Annotated in this window: 19 protein-coding genes; 9 read left to right on the plus strand and 10 right to left on the minus strand. The window is 66.6% G+C overall.

Going from position 1 to position 19,059, the window contains the following annotated elements:
* Positions 1-201 (minus strand): helix-turn-helix domain-containing protein (locus tag JL37_RS29980; RefSeq protein ID WP_156124249.1); only part of this gene is annotated, 201 nt, incomplete at its 3' end.
* A gap of 315 nt (positions 202-516) precedes the next feature.
* Between JL37_RS29980 and JL37_RS08090 the strand changes: the two genes are divergently transcribed.
* The 8 genes from JL37_RS08090 to JL37_RS08125 all read left to right on the plus strand — a co-directional run bounded on the left by JL37_RS08090 (position 517) and on the right by JL37_RS08125 (position 7,965).
* Positions 517-1,029, plus strand: a complete 513-nt coding sequence (locus JL37_RS08090; RefSeq protein ID WP_043543207.1) for an RDD family protein — start codon at positions 517-519, stop codon at positions 1,027-1,029.
* 146 nt (positions 1,030-1,175) lie between these two features.
* The gene (locus tag JL37_RS08095; RefSeq protein WP_043543819.1) at positions 1,176-2,084 is read left to right on the plus strand and encodes a DUF2167 domain-containing protein; all 909 of its coding nucleotides are present in this window, start codon (positions 1,176-1,178) and stop codon (positions 2,082-2,084) included.
* A 10-nt stretch (positions 2,085-2,094) separates the two neighbouring features.
* Positions 2,095-2,820, plus strand: a complete 726-nt coding sequence (locus tag JL37_RS08100) for a site-2 protease family protein (RefSeq protein ID WP_043543210.1) — start codon at positions 2,095-2,097, stop codon at positions 2,818-2,820.
* A gap of 78 nt (positions 2,821-2,898) precedes the next feature.
* Positions 2,899-3,771 (plus strand): UDP-2,3-diacylglucosamine diphosphatase, encoded by an 873-nt coding sequence (locus JL37_RS08105; protein WP_156124250.1) that lies wholly within the window; start codon positions 2,899-2,901, stop codon positions 3,769-3,771.
* Between the two features lie 126 nt (positions 3,772-3,897).
* Positions 3,898-5,592, plus strand: coding sequence for an acyl-CoA synthetase (locus JL37_RS08110; protein ID WP_043543213.1), 1,695 nt, complete (start codon positions 3,898-3,900; stop codon positions 5,590-5,592).
* A 23-nt stretch (positions 5,593-5,615) separates the two neighbouring features.
* Positions 5,616-6,137 (plus strand): gamma carbonic anhydrase family protein, encoded by a 522-nt coding sequence (locus tag JL37_RS08115; RefSeq protein ID WP_043543214.1) that lies wholly within the window; start codon positions 5,616-5,618, stop codon positions 6,135-6,137.
* Positions 6,138-6,211: 74 nt separating this feature from the next.
* Positions 6,212-7,141: an Hsp33 family molecular chaperone HslO gene (gene hslO, locus JL37_RS08120; protein WP_043543216.1), complete on the plus strand. Its 930-nt coding sequence runs from the start codon at positions 6,212-6,214 to the stop codon at positions 7,139-7,141.
* 89 nt (positions 7,142-7,230) lie between these two features.
* The gene (locus JL37_RS08125) at positions 7,231-7,965 is read left to right on the plus strand and encodes a TadE/TadG family type IV pilus assembly protein (protein ID WP_052096982.1); all 735 of its coding nucleotides are present in this window, start codon (positions 7,231-7,233) and stop codon (positions 7,963-7,965) included.
* 37 nt (positions 7,966-8,002) lie between these two features.
* Here the strand turns inward: JL37_RS08125 and ftsB are convergent, their stop codons facing one another.
* The 4 genes from ftsB to JL37_RS08145 form a co-directional block, all read right to left on the minus strand.
* The gene (gene ftsB / locus JL37_RS08130; RefSeq protein WP_043543218.1) at positions 8,003-8,416 is read right to left on the minus strand and encodes a cell division protein FtsB; all 414 of its coding nucleotides are present in this window, start codon (positions 8,414-8,416) and stop codon (positions 8,003-8,005) included.
* A 57-nt stretch (positions 8,417-8,473) separates the two neighbouring features.
* The gene (gene eno / locus JL37_RS08135) at positions 8,474-9,760 is read right to left on the minus strand and encodes a phosphopyruvate hydratase (RefSeq protein ID WP_043543220.1); all 1,287 of its coding nucleotides are present in this window, start codon (positions 9,758-9,760) and stop codon (positions 8,474-8,476) included.
* Positions 9,761-9,764: 4 nt separating this feature from the next.
* Positions 9,765-10,049 (minus strand): DUF1330 domain-containing protein, encoded by a 285-nt coding sequence (locus tag JL37_RS08140; protein ID WP_043543222.1) that lies wholly within the window; start codon positions 10,047-10,049, stop codon positions 9,765-9,767.
* A 203-nt stretch (positions 10,050-10,252) separates the two neighbouring features.
* Positions 10,253-11,905 carry a CTP synthase gene (locus JL37_RS08145; RefSeq protein WP_043543224.1) on the minus strand — a complete coding sequence of 551 codons (1,653 nt, stop codon included), beginning with the start codon at positions 11,903-11,905 and terminating at the stop codon, positions 10,253-10,255.
* Positions 11,906-12,102: 197 nt separating this feature from the next.
* Here JL37_RS08145 and JL37_RS08150 point away from each other — a divergent pair, with 197 nt between their 5' ends.
* The gene (locus JL37_RS08150) at positions 12,103-13,110 is read left to right on the plus strand and encodes a hypothetical protein (RefSeq protein WP_043543226.1); all 1,008 of its coding nucleotides are present in this window, start codon (positions 12,103-12,105) and stop codon (positions 13,108-13,110) included.
* 85 nt (positions 13,111-13,195) lie between these two features.
* Here JL37_RS08150 and JL37_RS08155 read toward each other — a convergent pair whose 3' ends face one another.
* The 5 genes from JL37_RS08155 to gsiC all read right to left on the minus strand — a co-directional run bounded on the left by JL37_RS08155 (position 13,196) and on the right by gsiC (position 18,984).
* Positions 13,196-14,986, minus strand: a complete 1,791-nt coding sequence (locus JL37_RS08155) for an aminopeptidase P family protein (protein ID WP_043543228.1) — start codon at positions 14,984-14,986, stop codon at positions 13,196-13,198.
* An 8-nt stretch (positions 14,987-14,994) separates the two neighbouring features.
* Positions 14,995-15,903: a M55 family metallopeptidase gene (locus JL37_RS08160; RefSeq protein WP_043543229.1), complete on the minus strand. Its 909-nt coding sequence runs from the start codon at positions 15,901-15,903 to the stop codon at positions 14,995-14,997.
* A 20-nt stretch (positions 15,904-15,923) separates the two neighbouring features.
* On the minus strand, positions 15,924-17,018 hold the full coding sequence (locus JL37_RS08165) for a P1 family peptidase (RefSeq protein WP_043543231.1): 1,095 nt from the start codon (positions 17,016-17,018) through the stop codon (positions 15,924-15,926).
* A 138-nt stretch (positions 17,019-17,156) separates the two neighbouring features.
* The gene (gene gsiD, locus JL37_RS08170; protein WP_043543232.1) at positions 17,157-18,056 is read right to left on the minus strand and encodes a glutathione ABC transporter permease GsiD; all 900 of its coding nucleotides are present in this window, start codon (positions 18,054-18,056) and stop codon (positions 17,157-17,159) included.
* Between the two features lie 7 nt (positions 18,057-18,063).
* Positions 18,064-18,984, minus strand: coding sequence for a glutathione ABC transporter permease GsiC (gene gsiC / locus JL37_RS08175; RefSeq protein WP_043543233.1), 921 nt, complete (start codon positions 18,982-18,984; stop codon positions 18,064-18,066).
* Positions 18,985-19,059: the final 75 nt, after the last annotated feature.

Consider the following 19,059-nt stretch of genomic DNA (forward strand, 5'->3'; position numbering starts at 1 on the left):
CCCCGATGTGTGCCGAGGGCGCCTCGATAGCGGTTCAAGCCCGGCTGGCCCGTGTTGTTCATGCCGGCCAAGCCACTTATATCCAGTCTTACGACTGATGCCGAAACGCCGGCACAGCTCGCTCATGTTGGCGTTAGCCTGCCCGGCCAACGCCACAAACTCGGTCTTCTGATCGTTCACGGTAACTGGACTCCAAGGCATGGAACTCTCCCGGGCACCTAACCCGGAAAAGTGTCACCTATGTCCTCGTACACCTGTTACCCATGTCCCCGGTCCATACACTGGCCCGCCTTGGGGCGGCCCGGCGGCGGGCCGGCTATTCTTGCCAGGTCCGTGCACAACAGGCGATTTGTTGTGAGATCGCGCGTTGCGCGCTTGCAGCCCAGGAACGAAACCTGGTGTCAGACACCCAGGAGCGTCGGCTTCAACTTGAGCGAGTATCTCGTAAGGGTGTCGGACACTGGGGCGCGCGCCCTAGGCATGGCACTGTGCCATTCCCGGGCATAATACGCGTCCATGACCGACGCCCATCTCGACCAGACCCCCAATCGGCTGCGCCGATTCGCCTGCATGATGTATGAAGCCGTGCTGCTGTTCGGCGTGGTTTTTCTTGCGGGCTACCTGATGGACACCCTCACCCAGAGCAGGAACGCGCTGGATCTGCGCTCGGCCCGGCAAGCCTGGCTGTTCGTCGCGATCGGCGCGTACTTCGTGCTCTGCTGGCGCCGCCGCGGCCAGACGCTGCCTATGAAGACCTGGAACATCCGGCTGGTGGACCGCGACGGCAACACCCCGTCCACCCCGCGCCTCATCCTGCGCTACGTCCTGGCCTGGCCCCTGGTCCTGGCTGGCGCGGCGCTGGTGTGGGCCGCCGCCGCCGCCACCGGCTGGGCATCGGTGGACATGTTCATCGTGGCCGCGCCCTTTACGATCTTCGTCTGGTCCTGGTTCGATCCGGACGGCCAGTTCCTGCACGACCGCATTTTGGGCACGCGGCTGCGCAATGCGCCGCAGCGCAAGAAAACCTGACCCTCCCCGCGCTGCCGCAGCCGGCTGCCAATTACATTCCGAGACAAGCCGCAACATCGAGCGGCGATTTCACCGCTTGCTTTCAGAAAGTTGAAAGTCGACCGCAAAGACAATGAGGCCCCTTTTTCCAACGCCTCAGAATGATCATGCGCGCTTTCCTTTCCCATGTTGCGCTGGCCGCCGCCAGCGCCCTGCTCCTGCTGCCCGTCGGCGCATCCGCGCAGAACGCCGCCGCCCAGCAGGAAATCGAAGCGGCCACGAAAGCCGCCTACGCCGCCGCGCAGGAAGGGCCGGCCGACGTCAAACTGGGCGACCAGGCCGTAGTGCATCTGCCAGAGTCCATGTTCTTCGTGCCGCGCCTCCAGGCGGACCGCCTCATGGCGGCCCATGGCAACGGCAAGGATCCCTCGCTGCTGGGCCTGGTCATGTCCAAGAGCGACGACGACGAGTGGGTCATTACCGTCAATTTCGACAAGGCCGGGTACATCAAGGACGACGACGCCAAGAACTGGAACGTCAGTGAATTGCTGGACAGCCTGCGCGAAGGCACGGAACAGTCCAACGAAGAACGCAAGAAGCTCGGCTTCCCCGAACTGATCATGGACGGCTGGGTGCAGGCGCCGAAATACGACAGCAACACGCAGCGCCTGGTGTGGTCGGTCGCCGTCAAGCACAAAGGCGAAGACGCCAACGACAACCCCACCGTCAACTACAACACCTACGCGCTGGGCCGCGACGGCTACATCACGCTGGACCTGATCACGCAGAAGAACCTGGTGCCCAAGGACAAGGCGGCCGTGCTGACCTTGCTGGACAACCTGAACTACGTGGAAGGCAAGCGCTACGCCGATTTCAATTCGTCGACCGACAAGGTGGCCGAATATGGGCTGGCCGCGCTGGTGGCCGGGGTGGCGGCCAAGAAACTGGGCCTGTTCGCCGTGATCGCCGCCTTCCTGGCGAAGTTCGCCAAGGTCGGCATCCTGGCCGCGGCGGCCCTGGGAGGCGGCCTTTGGAAGCGCCTGCGCGGCAAGAAGGCCGGCCAGCAGCAATCCTGACTGCCGGGCCATGAAACTGCTTCTGCTGCTGTTTTCCGGCTTCAAGTACCTGAAGTTCGGCAAGCTGCTGGCCACCGGCGGCACGATGCTGCTGTCGGTGGCGGCCTATGCCTTCATCTTCGGCTGGCGCTACGCCGCCGGCTTCGTGCTGTTGCTGCTCGTGCATGAAATGGGCCACTACGTCGCGGCGCGCCAGCGCGGGCTGGACGTGGGCGCGCCCGTCTTTATCCCGTTCGTCGGCGCCTGGATCCAGCTGAAAAAGATGCCGCATGACGCGGATACCGAAGCCTACGTGGGCCTGGGCGGCCCCTTCGCCGGCACGGTGGCCTCCCTGGCCTGCTACTTCGCCGCGCGCGAGACGGGCAGCGATCTGCTCCTGGCGCTGTCCTACGCCGGCTTCTTCATCAACCTCTTCAACCTGATCCCGCTGTCGCCGTTCGACGGCGGCCGCATCACGGCGGTGCTGTCTCCGCGGATCTGGCTGGCCGGCGTGCCCATCCTGGTCGCCCTGTTCTTCTGGCGCCCCAGCCCCATCCTGATCCTGGTGGCGCTGCTGGCCTTTCCCAACGTGGTGCGCGCCTTCCGGTACGATCCCTCGCTGCCCGAGAACCAGGCCTATTACGGCACGTCGCTCGAAAGCAAGTTGACCTATACCTGCGCCTACCTGGCGCTGGTCTGCATCCTGGCCGTCATGGCGCACGACGTGCACGACATGCTGGCGGCCGTGCGCCGCTGAACGGGCGCGCCCCGCCGTCACAACAGCGTCACCGAGCCTTCATATTCCGGTCATCGGCGGGTGGTTTCATTCCCAGGAATGACCACAGCCCTTGGGGAAGCGACCGTGAACGAAATCCACCCTGCGCACTGGCGCGCCCTCTGGATTTCCGATATTCACCTGGGCACCGCCGGGTGCAAGGCGGAATTCCTGCTCGACTTCCTGGATCACAACGATTCGGACACCCTTTACCTGGTCGGGGACATCGTCGACGGCTGGCAATTGCGCAAGCACTGGCACTGGCCCCGCGCCCACAATGACGTCATCCAGCGCATCCTGCGCAAGGCGCGCAACGGCACCCGGGTGGTATTCATTCCCGGCAACCACGACGAATTCGCGCGGGAATTCGCCGGCTATGCCTTCGGCGACATCGAAATCCTCGACGAGGACGTGCATGTCACCGCCAAGGGCCTGCGGCTGCTGGTGCTGCATGGGGACCAGTTCGACGGCGTGATCCAGCACAGCCGCTGGCTGGCCCACCTGGGCGACGGCCTCTATCAGCTGGCTCTGTGGATCAACCACCATTTCAACCGGCTGCGCCACCGCCTGGGGCTGCACTACTGGTCCCTCTCGCAATACCTGAAGCACAAGGTCAAGAACGCCGTGTCCTTCATCACCGACTTCGAGGAAGCGCTGGCGGGCGAAGCCCGGCGCCGCGGCCTGGACGGCGTGGTCTGCGGCCACATCCACAAGGCCGAGCTGCGGGACGTGGGCGGGATCCTCTACTGCAACGACGGCGACTGGGTGGAAAGCCTGTCGGCCCTGGGCGAAACGCATGACGGGCAGCTCCAGCTGCTGGACTGGGCGGCCATCCAGGCAGAGCGGCGGGCCGACCCGACGCCCCGTCCGCCCCGCTCCCTGACCCTGCCGGCCCTGCCCTCCGCACTGCGCCGCCAAAGCAAACACCCGTGATAACCCGTATGCGTCCCCGTTACGCAACGGGGATGTTGCAGTTCACGGCCCTCTAGGTCATGCTTGCATCTGGGGCAACGGGCGATCTGACCCGTTCACGCTGCAACATGCTCACAACATAGGGCCATGAACGACCAATATCAGGCGCTCTACCAAACATTCCGCTGGCTGGTTCCCACCCAGTTCAACATCGCGGAAGCGTGCTGCCACCGCTGGGCATCCAGCAGTCCGGATGCGCGGCGCATCGCCATCTACTACGAAGACGAATCCGGCAACCGCGAGGTCTGGACCTATGCCCGTCTGGCGGAAGCCGTCAACCAGTTGGCGAACGGCCTGATCAAAATGGGCGTGGGCCGCGGCGACCGGGTCGGTGTGGTTTTAGGGCAACGTCCGGAAACCGTCGTCGCCCACATGGCCATCTACAGCGTGGGCGCCGTGGTGCTGCCGCTGTCGGCCCTGTTCGGCCCGGAAGCCCTGGAAAGCCGCCTGCGCGACGCCGAGGCGCGGGTCGCGATCGTGGACTACGCCTCCAGCGCCAGCCTGCTGTCCATCAGCGACGACTGCCCCGCCCTGCAGCAGATCATCGGCATCGGCTTCGCGGACGAGCGCGTGCTGCCCTGGCGCAGCCTGCTGGCCCGCCAGCCCAGCGAATTCAAGGCCGTGCAGACCCGCTCCTCGGACCCGGCCATCCTGCTCTATACCTCCGGCACCACCGGCGCGCCCAAGGGCGCCCTGCTGCCGCACAGCGTGCTGATCGGCAACCTGCCGGGCTTCGTGGCCTCGCAGGACTGGTTTCCGAAGCCCGGCGACGTGTTCTGGTCGCCCGCCGACTGGGCCTGGACGGGCGGCATGATGGACGCCTTGCTGCCCACGCTGTACTTCGGGCATGCCATCGTCGGCACGCGCGGCCGTTTTTCCGTTGAACGCGCGTTCGAGCTCATGGAGCGCTACCAGGTCACCAACACGTTCCTCTTCCCCACCGCGCTGAAGATGATGATGAAGTCGGTGCCGGACCCGCGCAACCGCTACCAGCTTGCGTTGCGCGCCATCATGAGCGCGGGCGAAAGCGTGGGCGAAAGCGTGTTCGACTGGTGCCAATCCGCGCTGGGCGTGACGCCCAACGAAATGTTCGGGCAGACCGAAATGAACTACGTGGTGGGCAACAGCCAAAAGCGCTGGCCCGCCAAGCCCGGCAGCATGGGCCGCCCCTATCCGGGCCACAACGTTGCCGTGCTGGACGACGACGGCAATCCGGTGCCCCCTGGCGGCACGGGCGAAATCGCCGTCAACCGGCTCGATATCCACGGCTACCCCGATCCCGTCATGTTCCTGGGCTACTGGCGCAACGAAGCCGCCACGCAGGCCAAATTCAAGGGCGACTGGTGCCTGACCGGCGATCTGGCGAAGGTGGATGCCGACGGCTACCTCTGGTACGCCGGCCGCGCGGACGACGTTTTCAAGTCCGCCGGCTACCGGATCGGCCCCGGGGAAATCGAAAGCTGCCTGATCGGGCACCCCGCCGTGGCCAATGCCGCGGTCGTGCCCAAGCCGGACGCCGAACGCGGCGCCCTGGTCAAGGCCTACGTGGTGCTGACCCCGGAATTCGCGCAGCGCGACCGCAACGACATCATCGAGAACCTGCAGGAACACGTGCGCGAGCGCCTGGCCCCCTACGAGTACCCGAAGGAGATCGAATTCGTCGACGAGCTGCCCATGACGACCACCGGTAAAATCCAACGCCGCATCCTGCGCCAGCGAGAAGAAGACCTAGCTCGGGGCCCCGCAGGCATTACAGACGCGCCCCAGGCCCCGGAGGCCTGACGCCGCAACCGGAGACCAAAGGCATGCCCATCTACCAGCTCGACGACCTGATCCCCCGCATCGATCCCTCGGCCTACGTGGCCGACAGCGCCGACATCATCGGCAATGTCACGCTGGAGGCCGGCGTCAGCATCTGGTCGAACGTGTCGATCCGGGGCGACAACGACGCCATCCAGATCCGCGAGGGCACCAATATCCAGGAAGGCAGCGTGCTGCACGTGGACGGCGGCTGTCCCATGTCCATCGGCCCCAACGTAACGGTGGGGCACCAGGCCATGCTGCATGGCTGCACCATCCACGAAGGAGCGCTGGTGGGCATGCAGGCCATCGTGCTGAACAACGCGGTCATCGGCCGCAATTGCCTGATCGGCGCCGGCGCCATCATTCCCGAGGACCGCGTCATCCCGGACAACTCCCTGGTCATCGGCATCGGCAAGGTCGTCCGCGAACTCTCGGCCGACGAAATCGCCAATATGCACAAGAACACCGCCCATTACGTGGCGCGGGGCCAACACTACAAGACCGCCCTCAAGCGGATCGCCTGAACGTCCCCGCAGCGCCCCCCAACCCCTGCTGCCAGCAGGGGGATTCGGCCCGCCCGATCGGCTAACATTCCTCCATGACCGATCAGCTCAAGAAATACCTTACCGAAGACCGCAGCGTCCGGATCCAGGCCGTGCGCCTGGCCGCGACCTGGAAGGCCGTGCAGGCCAACCACGACTACCCGCCCGCCATCACCAACCTGCTGGGCGAACTGGTGGCCGCATCCACCCTGCTGGCCGCCAACATCAAGTTCGATGGCTCGCTGGTGCTGCAGATCCAAGGCGACGGCCCCATCGCCCTCCTGGTGGTGGAATGCCGCCACGATCTCAGCCTGCGCGCCACCGTCAAGATGCGCGAAGGGCACGCGGTGCCCTCCGACGGCGACATGCAAAGCTTGCTGAACCCCGGCGGCAACGGCCGTTTCATCGTGGTGCTGGACCCGCAGCGCAAGCTGCCCGGCCAGCAGGCCTACCAGGGCGTCGTGCCCCTGGAAGGCGATACCGTTGCCGAAGCGCTGCAGCACTACATGAAGGCCTCCGAACAGCTGGACACGCGGCTGTGGCTGGCCGCAGACGCCGAGCATGCCGCTGGCGTGCTGATCCAGCGCCTGCCGCACCATGGCGGCTCCGACGCCCCGATGCTCACCGAGCAGGACGCCGCCGAAACCTGGGAACGCATCTGCGCGTTGGCCGGCACGCTGAAACGCGACGAGCTGCTGGCGACCGAGATCGATACGCTGGCCCATCGCCTGTTCTGGGAAGAAACGCTGGTGGCCTTCGAGCCGCTCGAAGTGCGCTGGTACTGTCCCTGCACCCGAGAGCGCGTGGCCAACATGCTGCGCTCGCTGGGAGAGGAAGAAGTCCAGGACATCCTGGCCGAACGCGGCGAGGTGGACGTTTCCTGCGACTTCTGCGGCAAGCCATACAAATTCGATTCGGTCGACTGCGCCGCCCTGTTCACGCCCAACGCGCCCCCCGCCGCGGACGCGCCTCCCACCGTGCACTGACGCGCCGGCGGCCCAGCCGCCGCGACGTTTCCATCACACCGGATTGTCCTCATCGACAAGCGGTCATGCCCGCGCCACACTGCGCAGCCATGACCGTTTTTTTTCGTGCCCAGCCCCTGCGCCCGCAACGCGGCGCCGCCGCCATCGAGTTCGCGGTGGCGGCGGCCGTCGTGCTGCTATTGGGCTTATTGGCGATCGAGGCCGCCCATTGGCAGGGCATGCGCCAGATGGCCCACCTGGCGCTGATGGAGGCGGCCCGCGCCGGCGCCACCGCCCACGGCGACCCGGCGCGCATGCGGGCGGCGTTCCTGCAAGCCCTGCTGCCGCGCGACGCCTCCCCCCTGGGCCAGGCGGGGGCCCGGCGCCGACAGGCTTATCGCCTCGCAAGGATCGCCTCGCTTGCCGGCACGCATCCCTGGCGCATCGAAGTGCTGCTACCCGATGAACGATCCTTCCGCGGCCACGCCCGGCCGGGCCTGCGCGTCGCCTCCGCTGCCGGCCTGCGCGCGATCGACAACGACTACCAGGATTTGCAGCACGCGCGCCAGCCTTCCCGCCCGGGCGGCCAGACCATCTTCCAGGCCAACACGCTGAAACTGCGGCTGACCTATCTGCACCAACCGTTGCTGCCGCCCCTGCGCGCCTTGCTGGCGGCGCTGGGCCGCGACGCCTCCAGCTACGCCGGCCATGCGCAGGCCCGGGGCCTGCTGCCCATCCGGGTCGAACTGGAAATGGAGATGCAATCGCACCCGGCCGAATGGGCGCGCAGGACGCCACCCGCCGGCTTCGTCCATGGCGAGTGCCGCAGCCTGCGCTGCGGCTGATCGAAACGGAATGCGGGCGCGGGAACGCGGGCGCCGGTCAGTGCCGGGCGTTCGCCGGATGGGAGGGCTTGGGCGCCGGAGCGGACGTCCGGGCGGCCGGCGCACCGGCGCGCGCGGCGGTGGCGGGCCTGGCGGCGGGATCGGCCGCCAGCGAGGCGCCGCCCGCGGGCGGCGGCGTATTCTGCGGCAGGATATGCACGAACACCTCGCCTTCGCGCATCATGCCCAACTCGCCGCGAGCCCGTTCCTCGATGGCGCCGGTTCCACCCTCGAGATCGCGCACTTCGGCTTCGAGCGCAGCATTGCGCGCGCGCAGGCCTTCGTTGGTCTCGCGCTGCTCCGCCACCTGGCGTTGCAGATCCCAGACCTTGAACCAGCCGCCCTTACCCAGCCAGAGCGGGTATTGGATCAGGCCTAGCAGCACGAACAGCACCAGGAACAACAGGCGCATACGCGAGAACCCTCAGCAGTCGTGGCCCTGGACGCAAGCCCGGGGCCACGCTCGTCATCAACGCAGGTTGTAGAAAGCTTCCAGGCCAGGATACGACGCGACTTCGGCCAATTCTTCCTCGATGCGCAGCAGCTGGTTGTACTTCGCCATGCGGTCCGAACGCGACAGCGAGCCCGTCTTGATCTGCATGGCGTTGGTCGCCACGGCGATGTCGGCGATGGTGGAGTCCTCGGTTTCGCCCGAACGGTGCGACACGACGGCGGTGTAGCCGGCGCGCTTGGCCATTTCGATGGCGGCGAAGGTTTCGGTCAGCGTGCCGATCTGGTTGATCTTGATGAGGATCGAGTTGGCGACGCCCTTCTGGATGCCTTCGCGCAGGATCTTGGTGTTGGTGACGAACAGGTCGTCGCCCACCAGCTGCACCTTCTTGCCCAACTGGTCGGTCAGCAGTTTCCAGCCTTCCCAGTCGTTTTCGGCCATGCCGTCTTCGATCGAGATGATCGGGTACTTGTCGCACCAGGTGGCCAGCAGGTTGGTGAATTCCTGCGAGGACAGCGAAATGCCGCCTTCACCGGCCAGCGTGTACTTGCCGTCGCGGTAGAACTCGGAGCTGGCGCAATCCAGGCCCAGGGCGATCTGCGAGCCCGGCTCGTAGCCGGCTTCGGTGATGGCCTTCAGGATCAGCTGGATGGCCGCTTCGTGGCTGGGCACGTTGGGCGCGAAACCGCCCTCGTCGCCCACGGCGGTGGACATGCCCTGGCCGTGGATCAGCTTCTTGAGCATGTGGAAGACTTCGGCGCCCCAGCGCAGGGCCTCGCGGAAGCTGCCGGCGCCCACCGGCAGGATCATCAGTTCCTGCAGGTCGAGCGTGTTGTTGGCATGCGCGCCGCCATTGATGACGTTCATCATCGGCACGGGCATGCTCATGGGGCCGCTGCCGCCGAAATAGCGGTACAGCGACAGGCCGGATTCGTCGGCAGCGGCGCGGGCCACGGCCATCGAGGCGGCCAGGATCGCGTTGGCGCCCAGGCGCTCCTTGGTGTCGGTGCCGTCCAGCTCGATCAGGGTGCGATCGACGAAGGTCTGCTCCTGGGCGTCCAGGCCCATCAAGGCTTCCGAGATTTCCGTATTGAGGTTCTCGACGGCGCGCAGCACGCCCTTGCCCAGATAACGGCTCTTGTCGCCGTCGCGCAGTTCGATGGCTTCGCGCGCGCCGGTGGAGGCGCCCGACGGCACGGCCGCGCGGCCCATGGCGCCGGATTCCAGCAGCACATCGCATTCCACGGTGGGGTTGCCGCGCGAATCCAGAATCTCGCGGCCGATGATGTCGACAATTGCACTCATGACTTTACATTCCCTGAACGATAAACATATTCATGACGGCCGCGCCTTCGCGGGCATTGCGGGCGCGGCGGTACTGCCAGGAGTCGTAGAAGGCCTGGGCGGAGGCCATGGAGGGGAACTCCATGACGACGGTGCGGCCAGCCTTACGGCCCTCAAGGTGCTTGGACTCGCCGCCGCGCACCAGGATCTTCGCATCGTACGCCCGCATGGCGAGCGTGGACAGACGCTTGTAATCCTCGTACTGCGCGGGCTTGGTCACTGTGACGTCGGCGATGAGATAAGCACTCATGGGGTTCCTTCAGGACAGTTGCGTTGGTTTCGGTCTGGCGCCGGATACGGCGGCACCGCCAGTGTCGCGCAAAGGCGGCCGGCGACGCATATCCGTTGCTAATCGGTTGTATCCGAAAGAAGCGCCGCCGTACAGGGCGGCGCCGGGGCAGAGGCCCGCGATCCCGAGGATCCGCATGCGGAACTCGAGACCGCAGGCGCCCATTACGCCTCCTGGCCGCGGCGAGCCTTCTGCTCGATGGCGGCGCGGATATAGCTGGAGAACAAGGGGTGGCCGTCACGCGGAGTGGACGTGAACTCCGGGTGGAACTGCACGCCCACGAACCACGGATGATTGGGCAATTCCATCATTTCCGGCAGGTTCTCGGTCGGCGTGCGGGCGCTGATCACCATGCCGGCCTCTTCGAGGCGGGGCACGTAGACGTTATTGACTTCGTAACGATGGCGATGGCGTTCGTTCACTTCGTCGCCATAGATGGCCTGCGCGCGGGTGCCGGCCTTGATCGGCACGCGCTGCGCGCCCTTGCGCATCGTGCCGCCCAGGTCGGAGGAATTGTCGCGCTTTTCGACCTTGCCTTCGCGATCCATCCATTCGGTGATCAGGGCCACCACGGGATGCGGGGCGGACGGGTCGAATTCCGTGCTGTTGGCGCCGCCCAGGCCGGCGACGTGGCGCGCGAACTCGATGACGGCCAGCTGCATGCCCAGGCAGATACCGAGGTACGGAACGCCGTTCTCGCGGGCGTAACGGATGGCCGCGATCTTGCCTTCGGTGCCGCGCTTGCCGAAACCGCCCGGAACCAGGATGGCGTCCAGGTGCTTGAGCTGGTCGGTGCCGCGGGTTTCGATGTCTTCGGAATCGATGTACTCGATGTTGATCTTCGAGCGCGTATGGATGCCGGCGTGGACCAGGGCTTCGGTCAGCGACTTGTACGACTCGGTCAGGTCGACGTACTTGCCGACCATGCCGATGGTGAGCTCGTGCTGCGGGTGCTCCAGCGCTTCGACCAGGTTGTCCCACATGGACAGGTCGGCCGGCGGCGGGGTCAGGCCCAGGGCTTCGCAGACGATGTTGTCCACGCCCTGCTTGTGCAGCATGGCCGGAATCTTGTAGATCGAATCGGCGTCCCAGACGGAAACGACCGCGTCCAGGGGCACGTTGGAGAACATCGAGATCTTGGCGCGCTCGTCGTCAGGGATGCGGCGGTCGGCGCGGCACAGCAGCGCATTCGGGTAGATGCCGATTTCCCGCAGCTTCTGCACGGAGTGCTGCGTGGGCTTGGTCTTCAGTTCGCCGGCGGAGGCGATGAAGGGGACCAGCGTCAGGTGCACGAAGGCGGCATTGTTGCGGCCCATGCGCAGGCTCATCTGGCGCGCGGCTTCCAGGAAAGGCAGGGATTCGATGTCGCCCACCGTGCCGCCGATCTCGACGATGGCAACGTCCGTGTTGCCGTTCCAGGCGGCATCGGCGCCACGGGCGATGAAGTCCTGGATTTCGTTCGTGATGTGGGGGATGACCTGGACGGTCTTGCCCAGGTAGTCGCCGCGGCGCTCCTTTCGGAGCACGGATTCATAGATCTGGCCGGTGGTGAAGTTGTTCACCTTGTGCATGCGAGCGGAAATGAAACGCTCGTAGTGGCCGAGGTCCAGGTCGGTTTCGGCGCCGTCTTCGGTGACGAAAACCTCGCCATGCTGGAACGGGCTCATGGTGCCCGGGTCGACGTTGATGTACGGATCGAGCTTCAGCATGGTGACTTGCAGGCCACGCGACTCGAGGATGGCGGCAAGCGACGCAGCGGCGATGCCCTTGCCCAGGGAAGACACCACACCGCCGGTGACAAATACGTATTTGGTCATCGTAATGAGCACCCGGGACGAGCGGGCGCGTGCGGGAAATTTGGATTATAGCCGGGAGGCGGAGCTTATTTGGGTTTTCCCCTAGCAGCCAGTACGTAACATTTGGCTGCACTCGGCCGGCGCATGGAAATATCGCGCCGGGGGCTTCGTGCTATGGTCGTCCCCGATTTTGGATCGCACGAGGAGCGCCGCCGCCCATGAACACCCCGCCCGTCCACCCCAAATCCCTGGCCTGGCGCCTGACCACGGCCGCGATTGGCTTGCAGGTGCTCGGCACCGCGCTGCTCCAGGCCTACCTGCTGTTCGTTTCGCCGATGGCCGCGCAAATGCGCGAGATATATGCGCGGCCCGAGATGCTGGCAACCACGGGCGTGCAGCTTGCGGCCGGCTGCATCCTCGTGGGCCTGGTCACCTGGTGCACCACGCAGCGCTGGCTGCGCCGGCACGGCGCGAGCGGCGTCGACCGCCCGGGCCGGATGACGGCAGTGCTGCTGGCGCTGTCGCTGGTCCTGTTCGTGTTGATTTCCGTCGCCCAGGCCCTGCTTCAGCATGCCTTCTATTCGTTCATCGTCACCTACAAGGAATGGGTGGACAACACCTTCGGCTTTTACGGCCCGGGCCGCATGCTGGTAATGGGCCTGCCGCTCAAGCTTTGCGGCATCCTGCTCACGATCGTGGGCAGCTGGCTGGCCGTGCGCATCGCAGCCTGGAGCGTCAAGCCGGGCGACGCCTCGGGCGCGCCTTCCTACCTGCCCCGCCACGCGGCATGGATCGCCGCGCTGACGCTGCTGCTGTGGCAGTTGCATGCGGCGCTGGCACTGGGCGGCTACTTCACGTCGTACATGCAATCGACGGACCTGCTGGAGTACGCCTTGGGCTACTGGGTGCTGCCCGCCCTGATCCTGGCGCTGGCGGCGTGGGTCTGCCTGAAACGCGTGCCGCAAACATTGGGCGCGGCCGGATTCGGCCGGGCCATCTCCCATGGGACGTTCGCTTTCTGGACGGCGCAGGCGCTCGGGATCGGCCTGGCCGTCCTGGCCATCCGCGCCATGACGTGGAACCAGTTGGTGCGTGCCGCTGAAACCAGCGCCACGACGGTGGTGCTGCTGCTGGCCTACGGCGCCCTGCTGGCGCTGGGGTGCCACGTCGGCGCCAGGCTGTTCTACCGGCGCCGCGAGGCGCAGCAGGACGCCGCGCCGGCTTGAACGGAACAGCCCGAAGGCCGCATCGCGAAGATAGGCACAATGAAAAAGGCCCCAAGGGGCCTTTTTCATTGTCCGGAAGCGGATGTCAGATCGCCGCCGTGCGGCGCTCCAGCCATGCCAGCGCCTCTCCGTCCACCAGCGGCGACAAGCGCTCGAACACCGTCCTGTGGTAGTCGTTGAGCCACGCCGTTTCGTCCGCGCGCAAGAGCGACGGCTCGATGCAGCGCGTGTCGATCGGGCACAGCGTCAGCGTCTCGAAGCACAGGAACTCGCCCAGTTCCGAAGTCAGCCAGGCGCGGTTGGCAACCAGGTTCTCGATGCGCACGCCCCAGCGGCCGGGACGGTAGATGCCCGGCTCGTTGGAGGTGATCATGCCCGGCTCCATCGCGGTGTGCGGGCCAGGCGCGGCGCGGTAGGAAATCACCTGCGGGCCTTCGTGCACGTTCAGGAAGTAGCCCACGCCATGGCCCGTGCCATGACCGTATTCCGCCCCGCCCTCCCAGATGGGAGCGCGTGCGATGGCGTCCAGCATGGGCGAAGGCGTGCCGCGCGGGAACGAGGCCCGCGACAGCGCGATCATGCCCTTGAGCACCAGCGTGAAGTCCACCTTCTGGTCGGCGCTGGGCGTGCCCACGGCGACCACGCGGGTGATGTCGGTGGTGCCGCCCAGGTACTGGCCGCCCGAATCGATCAGCAGCAGGCCGTCGCCTTCGATGGCCGCGTGCGATTCCTGAGTGGCGCGATAGTGCGGCATCGCGCCGTTGGCGTTGAAGCCGGCGATGGTGGCGAAGCTGGGGCAGACGTAGCCGGGGCGGCGCGCGCGAGCGGCGGTGATCCGGTCGTCGATGGTCAGTTCGGTAATGGTTTCAGTGCCCTGCGCGCCTTCGAACCAGGCGAAGAATTCGCAAAGCGCCGCGCCGTCCTGGGCCATGGCCTGGCGCACGTTCGCCAGCTCGGCGTCGGTCTTCCTGGACTTCAGCAGCGTGGACGGGTTGATGGCCTCGACGCGCGGCACCGCCGGATCCATGGCATGGAACACGCCGCAGGTCACGCGGGCCGGGTCGATCAGCAATTTCTGGTCCAGCTCCAGCGAAGCCAGCGCATCGGCGGCCTGGGCGTAATCCGCCACTTCCACGCCGTCGGCTGCCAGGATGCCGCGCAGGGCGCCGTCGATCTTGCCGTCCGCCACGAACAGCGTGGCGTGGTCCAGGCCGACCAGCGCATGGCCGACGAACACGGGGTTGTAGTCCACGTCGGCGCCGCGCAGATTGAAGAGCCAGGCGATATCGTCCAGCGTGCTGATGAAATGAACGTCCGCGCCATGCCCGCGCATGGCCTCGCGCACCTGGGCCAGCTTGTCGGCGCGGGAGACGCAGGCCTCGGGGGCCACGTGGTCATAGATCGGGGCGCCTGGGAGGCCGGCGCGGCCCGTCCAGATGTCTTCCAGCAGATCCTCGCGGATTTCCAGGATGGCGCCCGCGGAGGCCGCGGCCGCCGACAGGGCGCGGAAAGCGCCCAGGCCCAGCACCTGCCCATCCACCCCGATGACCTCGCCCGCCTTGGTATTGGCCGCGAGCCAGTCGACATGGCCGGGCGTGGACGCCAGCGCGATCTTCATCAGCTGCACGCAGGTGCCGGCCAGTTGCGCCTCGGCCTGTACCCAATAGCGGCTGTCCACCCACAGGCCGGCGAAATCGGCGGTGACCACGAGCGTGCCGACGGATCCCGTGAAACCGGACAGCCAGCGCCGCCCCTGCCAGCGCTCGGGCAGGTATTCGGACAGGTGCGGGTCCGAAGAAGGAACGATGTAGGCGGACAGGCCGCGGCGGCTCATGGCCTGCCGCAATTGGGCGATACGGGCGTCGGTGCTGGACATGGGTTTCCTTAGCGCAACATGAAAGACATGGCGGCCAGGCTGTTCAGCGTGCGGACGGCGGACTGCATGCTATCCGTGGTGAATCGCAAGGTCACGCCGTCCACGCGTTCCAGCGTGGGCCACATGCAGAACAGGTCGGCGAGCGCCGAGCTTTGCGTCTGCAACCGGCATTCTATAGGGGCGGGAATGCGGAAAGGAACCGGTGCGCCCTTTCTGCCGCCGGGCCGCCCCAAGGCAGAAACGCCCCCTTGGGGGGCGGCAGGCCCGTTTGACGGGCGCGGCGTGGGGGCATCCCCTTTCAGATTGCGCACGGCGGTTTCGGCAGCGGCGGCGATCGCGCGGCGCGAAGCAGCGGGCGACAGGGTCACGCCGCTGCCCTGCCCGTGGGCCACCTTGGTCTGTACCCACTCGGCGCCAGGGAAGATGTCGCGGGTTTCCTCGATGAAGGCATCGTCGCCGGTGCCCAGGATGACGGGCACGCCCATCTCGCCGGCCAGCGCGCCGTACAGGCCGGCCTCGCCCAGCTCCATGCCGTTGATGAACACACGGGCGAAGGCGAAGCTGTTGATGGTGTGGGCCAGGATGCCGCGGCCCTGCGAGCGCGAGTGGTAGCCGATCATGATGACGGCGTCGCAGCCTTCTTCCAGCCCGCCCATCATGCCCAGGTAGCGCGGCTTGCCCAGCACCAGGCGGGCGCGCTCGTCCAGGCCGTCGGGCAGCAGGTTACGAAAGCCGCCGTGCGAATCGTTGACCAGGATCTCTTCGGCGCCGCCGGCGATGGCACCCTGCACGGCCGCGTTGGCCTCGGCGGTCATCCAGGCGCGGGCGCGCTCGTATTCGCCGTTGCCAGCGCGGACTTGTTCGGAATGGAAGACGCCGGCGACGCCTTCGATATCGGTGGAAATCAGGATCTTCATGGAATCAGCCTTCGAGGAATTCAGAATTCGGTGTCGGACAGCCACTGGCGCCACTGCGGCGCCGCGTCGCGGATCGCGGCGCGCTGGTTGCCGTCGCGCCCCGTCACGCCATCGGCGTGCCAGAGCGCGGAAATGATGGCCTGTTCGCAGGCCTCGGCGGCGGCTTCGAACAAGGGATCGATGCGGGCTTCATGCAGCATCGCGACCGCCGGCATGGGCTGCTCGGGCAGCTGCGGCACCGTGTAGGCCGTGGAAAACGCCAGCGCAATGTCGCCGCTGCCGTGACCGAATACCGAGCCGGTGCGCGCCAGCCCCGCCCCCGCCCGCAGCGACAGGCGGCGCAGCTGGCGCGAGTCCAGCGGCGCGTCGGTGGCCAGCAACAGAATGATGGAGCCCTTTTCGGGCGCGATGGCGGCGTTCTCGCCCGCCTGCGCCAAGCCGCTGTCCAGCTGCGCCGCCAGCCGACGCCCGAAGGGCCGGCCCGCCACGGTCAGGTTGGGAAGGCGGCCGAAGTTCGCCAGCACCAGCGCGCCGACCGTGTATTGCGGTCCCGCCTGAATGGAGGCCACGCGCGAAGCCGAGCCGATGCCGCCTTTGAACGAAAAGCACGACATGCCGCGGCCGGCGCCGACTGCGCCCTGCTCGAACGGCTTGTCCGCAGCGGCCAACGCGTCGGCGTAATGCGATTCCTGCACCGCCAGCGCCTGGATATCGTTCAGATAGCCATCATTGCATTCGAAGACCAGCGGATTGACCGTGGCCATGCCCCGGCCTATGCCGGGGTTGGCCGCCACGGCGGCGCGGATCTGCGCATTGGCCATCGTGCCCACGCCGAAGGTATTGGTCAGTGCGATGGGCGTTTCCAGCACGCCCAGCTCCTGCACCTGCACCAGCCCGGTGCTCTTGCCGAAGCCGTTGAGCACGGTGGCGGCGGCCGGCACCTTGTCCAGATAGGGATCGCCGCCATGCGGACGCACGACGGTCACGCCGGTCTGCAGCGGGCCCTCGGCCAGCGTGCGGTGGCCTACGGTGACCTCGCCCACGTCGCAGATCGAATCCAGCGGGCCCGAGGGCAGTACGCCGATGCGGGGGATGTCCAGCGCTTGTTTGTCCATGTTCGCTACGTGTCGCCACGCTCCTGAATGCAAAACGCCGCCGCCCTGGGTCCGGCGCGCGCTTTGCGGCGCGTGCCGGACGGAGGCGGCGGCGGAAAATCGCCCTCCACGCCGGTCCCGGGAGGACCGGCGGCAGGATCACTTGCGATCGATCTTGGGATCGAGCGCGTCGCGCAGGCCGTCGCCCAGCAGGTTGAACGCGAGCACCGTGAAGAAGATCGCCAGCGCCGGGAAGATCGCCACGTGCGGCGCGATCACCATGTCGGCGCGGGCCTCGTTCAGCATCGCGCCCCACTCCGGGGTGGGCGGCTGGGCGCCCATGCCCAGGAAGGACAGGCTGGCGGCAGTGATGATCGAGGTGCCGATGCGCATCGTGCCGTACACCACGATCGGCGAGATCGTGCCGGGCAGGATGTGGCGCATGATGATGGTCCAGTCGGACGCGCCCACGCTCTTGACGGCCTCGACATAGGTCATCTGCTTGATCGACAGCGTATTGCCGCGCACCAGGCGGGCGAACGCCGGCACGCTGAACACCGCGACGGCGACGATCACGTTGACCATGCTGGAACCCAGGATGGCGACCACGCCGATCGCCAGCAGCATGCCCGGGAAGGCCAGCAGCACGTCGGAGATGCGCATCGTGATGCGCTCCCACCAGCCCTGGTAGTAGCCGGCCATCAAGCCCATGAACGTGCCCACGATGGCGCCCATGGCGACGGACAGGAAGCCGGCGGCCAGCGAGATGCGCGCGCCCATCAGGATGCGGCTGAAGATGTCGCGGCCCAACGAGTCCACGCCCAGCCAATGGGTGGCGGACGGCCCCGCGTTCAGGGCGTCGTAGTCGAAAAAGTTCTCGGCGTCGAACGGCACGATCCACGGCGCGAAGATCGCGACGAGGACCAGCAGCAGGACGAAGATGCCTGCGCCGACGGCGAGCTTCTGCTTCTTGAACTTGCGCCAGAACTCGGTGGCGGGCGTGCGCACGTCGCTCTTGGGAGCGGCGGCGATGGTCGCGGCGGGTGTCGTATTGCTCATGGCCGCCTCACTTGTAACGGATGCTGGGATTGATGACGCCGTAGAGCACGTCGACAATCAGGTTGATCAGAATGAATTCCAGCGAGAACAGCAGCACGAGGCCCTGGATCACCGGATAGTCGCGCTGGGTCACGGCGTCCACCAGCAGGCGGCCGAGGCCGGGCCAGTTGAACACGGTCTCGACCACGATCGAGCCGCCCAGCAGGAAGCCGAACTGCAGGCCCATCATGGTCACCACGGGAATCAGCGCATTGCGCAAGGCATGCTTGATCACCACGCGGCGCTCGGTCAGCCCCTTGGCCCTCGCGGTGCGCACGAAGTCTTCCTGGATGACTTCCACGAAAGAGGCGCGGGTAAAGCGGGCCATCACGGCGGCAACGGCGGCGCCGAGCGTGATGGACGGCAGAATGTAGTGTTTCCAGCTGGAGGCGCCCACGGTCGGCAGCCAGCCGAGGTTCACCGAGAACACCTGCATCAGCATCATCCCCAGCGCGAAGGCGGGAAACGAGATGCCGGACACCGCCAGCGTCATGCCGAGGCGGTCGGGCCAGCGGTTGCGCCACACGGCGGACACGATCCCGATGATCATGCCGAATGTCACCGACCAGACCATGCTGGCGATGGTGAGCCACAGCGTGGGCATGAAGCGGTCCGCGATTTCCGTCGACACGGGGCGCTTGGTGCGCAGCGAGGTGCCGAGGTCGCCTTGCAGCATGTGGCTGAAGTAGCGCACGAACTGCTGCGGCAGGGGCAGGTCCAGCCCGAGTTCCTTGCGCACGAGTTCGACGGTCGCCTGGTCGGCTTCCTGGCCGGCGGCCAGACGGGCCGGATCGCCCGGAAGCATGTGCACGAACAGGAACACGACCACCGCCACCAGTAGCAGCGTGGGGATCATGCCCAAAAGACGTTTGACGATGTAGGTCAGCATTGAAATTCCTGCGACATCGGCGGGGACACCGTGTCCCCGCCGCATGCGGCCTTACTGTGGGGCTTTCAGGCCCCG

Origin of the sequence: Achromobacter sp. RTa, from assembly GCF_000757485.1 — a bacterium.
Lineage (GTDB): Bacteria > Pseudomonadota > Gammaproteobacteria > Burkholderiales > Burkholderiaceae_B > Achromobacter.

Coding starts and splice junctions, on each gene's coding strand:
- JL37_RS08165 (WP_043543231.1), bottom strand. CDS start 17,018: ATGGACAAACAAGCGCTGGACATCCCCCGCATCGGCGTACTGCCCTCG.
- hslO (WP_043543216.1), top strand. CDS start 6,212: ATGACCGATCAGCTCAAGAAATACCTTACCGAAGACCGCAGCGTCCGG.
- JL37_RS08150 (WP_043543226.1), top strand. CDS start 12,103: ATGAACACCCCGCCCGTCCACCCCAAATCCCTGGCCTGGCGCCTGACC.
- JL37_RS08100 (WP_043543210.1), top strand. CDS start 2,095: ATGAAACTGCTTCTGCTGCTGTTTTCCGGCTTCAAGTACCTGAAGTTC.
- JL37_RS08155 (WP_043543228.1), bottom strand. CDS start 14,986: ATGTCCAGCACCGACGCCCGTATCGCCCAATTGCGGCAGGCCATGAGC.
- JL37_RS08160 (WP_043543229.1), bottom strand. CDS start 15,903: ATGAAGATCCTGATTTCCACCGATATCGAAGGCGTCGCCGGCGTCTTC.
- gsiD (WP_043543232.1), bottom strand. CDS start 18,056: ATGAGCAATACGACACCCGCCGCGACCATCGCCGCCGCTCCCAAGAGC.
- JL37_RS08095 (WP_043543819.1), top strand. CDS start 1,176: ATGCGCGCTTTCCTTTCCCATGTTGCGCTGGCCGCCGCCAGCGCCCTG.
- ftsB (WP_043543218.1), bottom strand. CDS start 8,416: ATGCGCCTGTTGTTCCTGGTGCTGTTCGTGCTGCTAGGCCTGATCCAA.
- JL37_RS08110 (WP_043543213.1), top strand. CDS start 3,898: ATGAACGACCAATATCAGGCGCTCTACCAAACATTCCGCTGGCTGGTT.
- JL37_RS08090 (WP_043543207.1), top strand. CDS start 517: ATGACCGACGCCCATCTCGACCAGACCCCCAATCGGCTGCGCCGATTC.
- JL37_RS08125 (WP_052096982.1), top strand. CDS start 7,231: ATGACCGTTTTTTTTCGTGCCCAGCCCCTGCGCCCGCAACGCGGCGCC.
- eno (WP_043543220.1), bottom strand. CDS start 9,760: ATGAGTGCAATTGTCGACATCATCGGCCGCGAGATTCTGGATTCGCGC.
- JL37_RS08115 (WP_043543214.1), top strand. CDS start 5,616: ATGCCCATCTACCAGCTCGACGACCTGATCCCCCGCATCGATCCCTCG.
- gsiC (WP_043543233.1), bottom strand. CDS start 18,984: ATGCTGACCTACATCGTCAAACGTCTTTTGGGCATGATCCCCACGCTG.
- JL37_RS08145 (WP_043543224.1), bottom strand. CDS start 11,905: ATGACCAAATACGTATTTGTCACCGGCGGTGTGGTGTCTTCCCTGGGC.
- JL37_RS08140 (WP_043543222.1), bottom strand. CDS start 10,049: ATGAGTGCTTATCTCATCGCCGACGTCACAGTGACCAAGCCCGCGCAG.
- JL37_RS08105 (WP_156124250.1), top strand. CDS start 2,899: ATGACCACAGCCCTTGGGGAAGCGACCGTGAACGAAATCCACCCTGCG.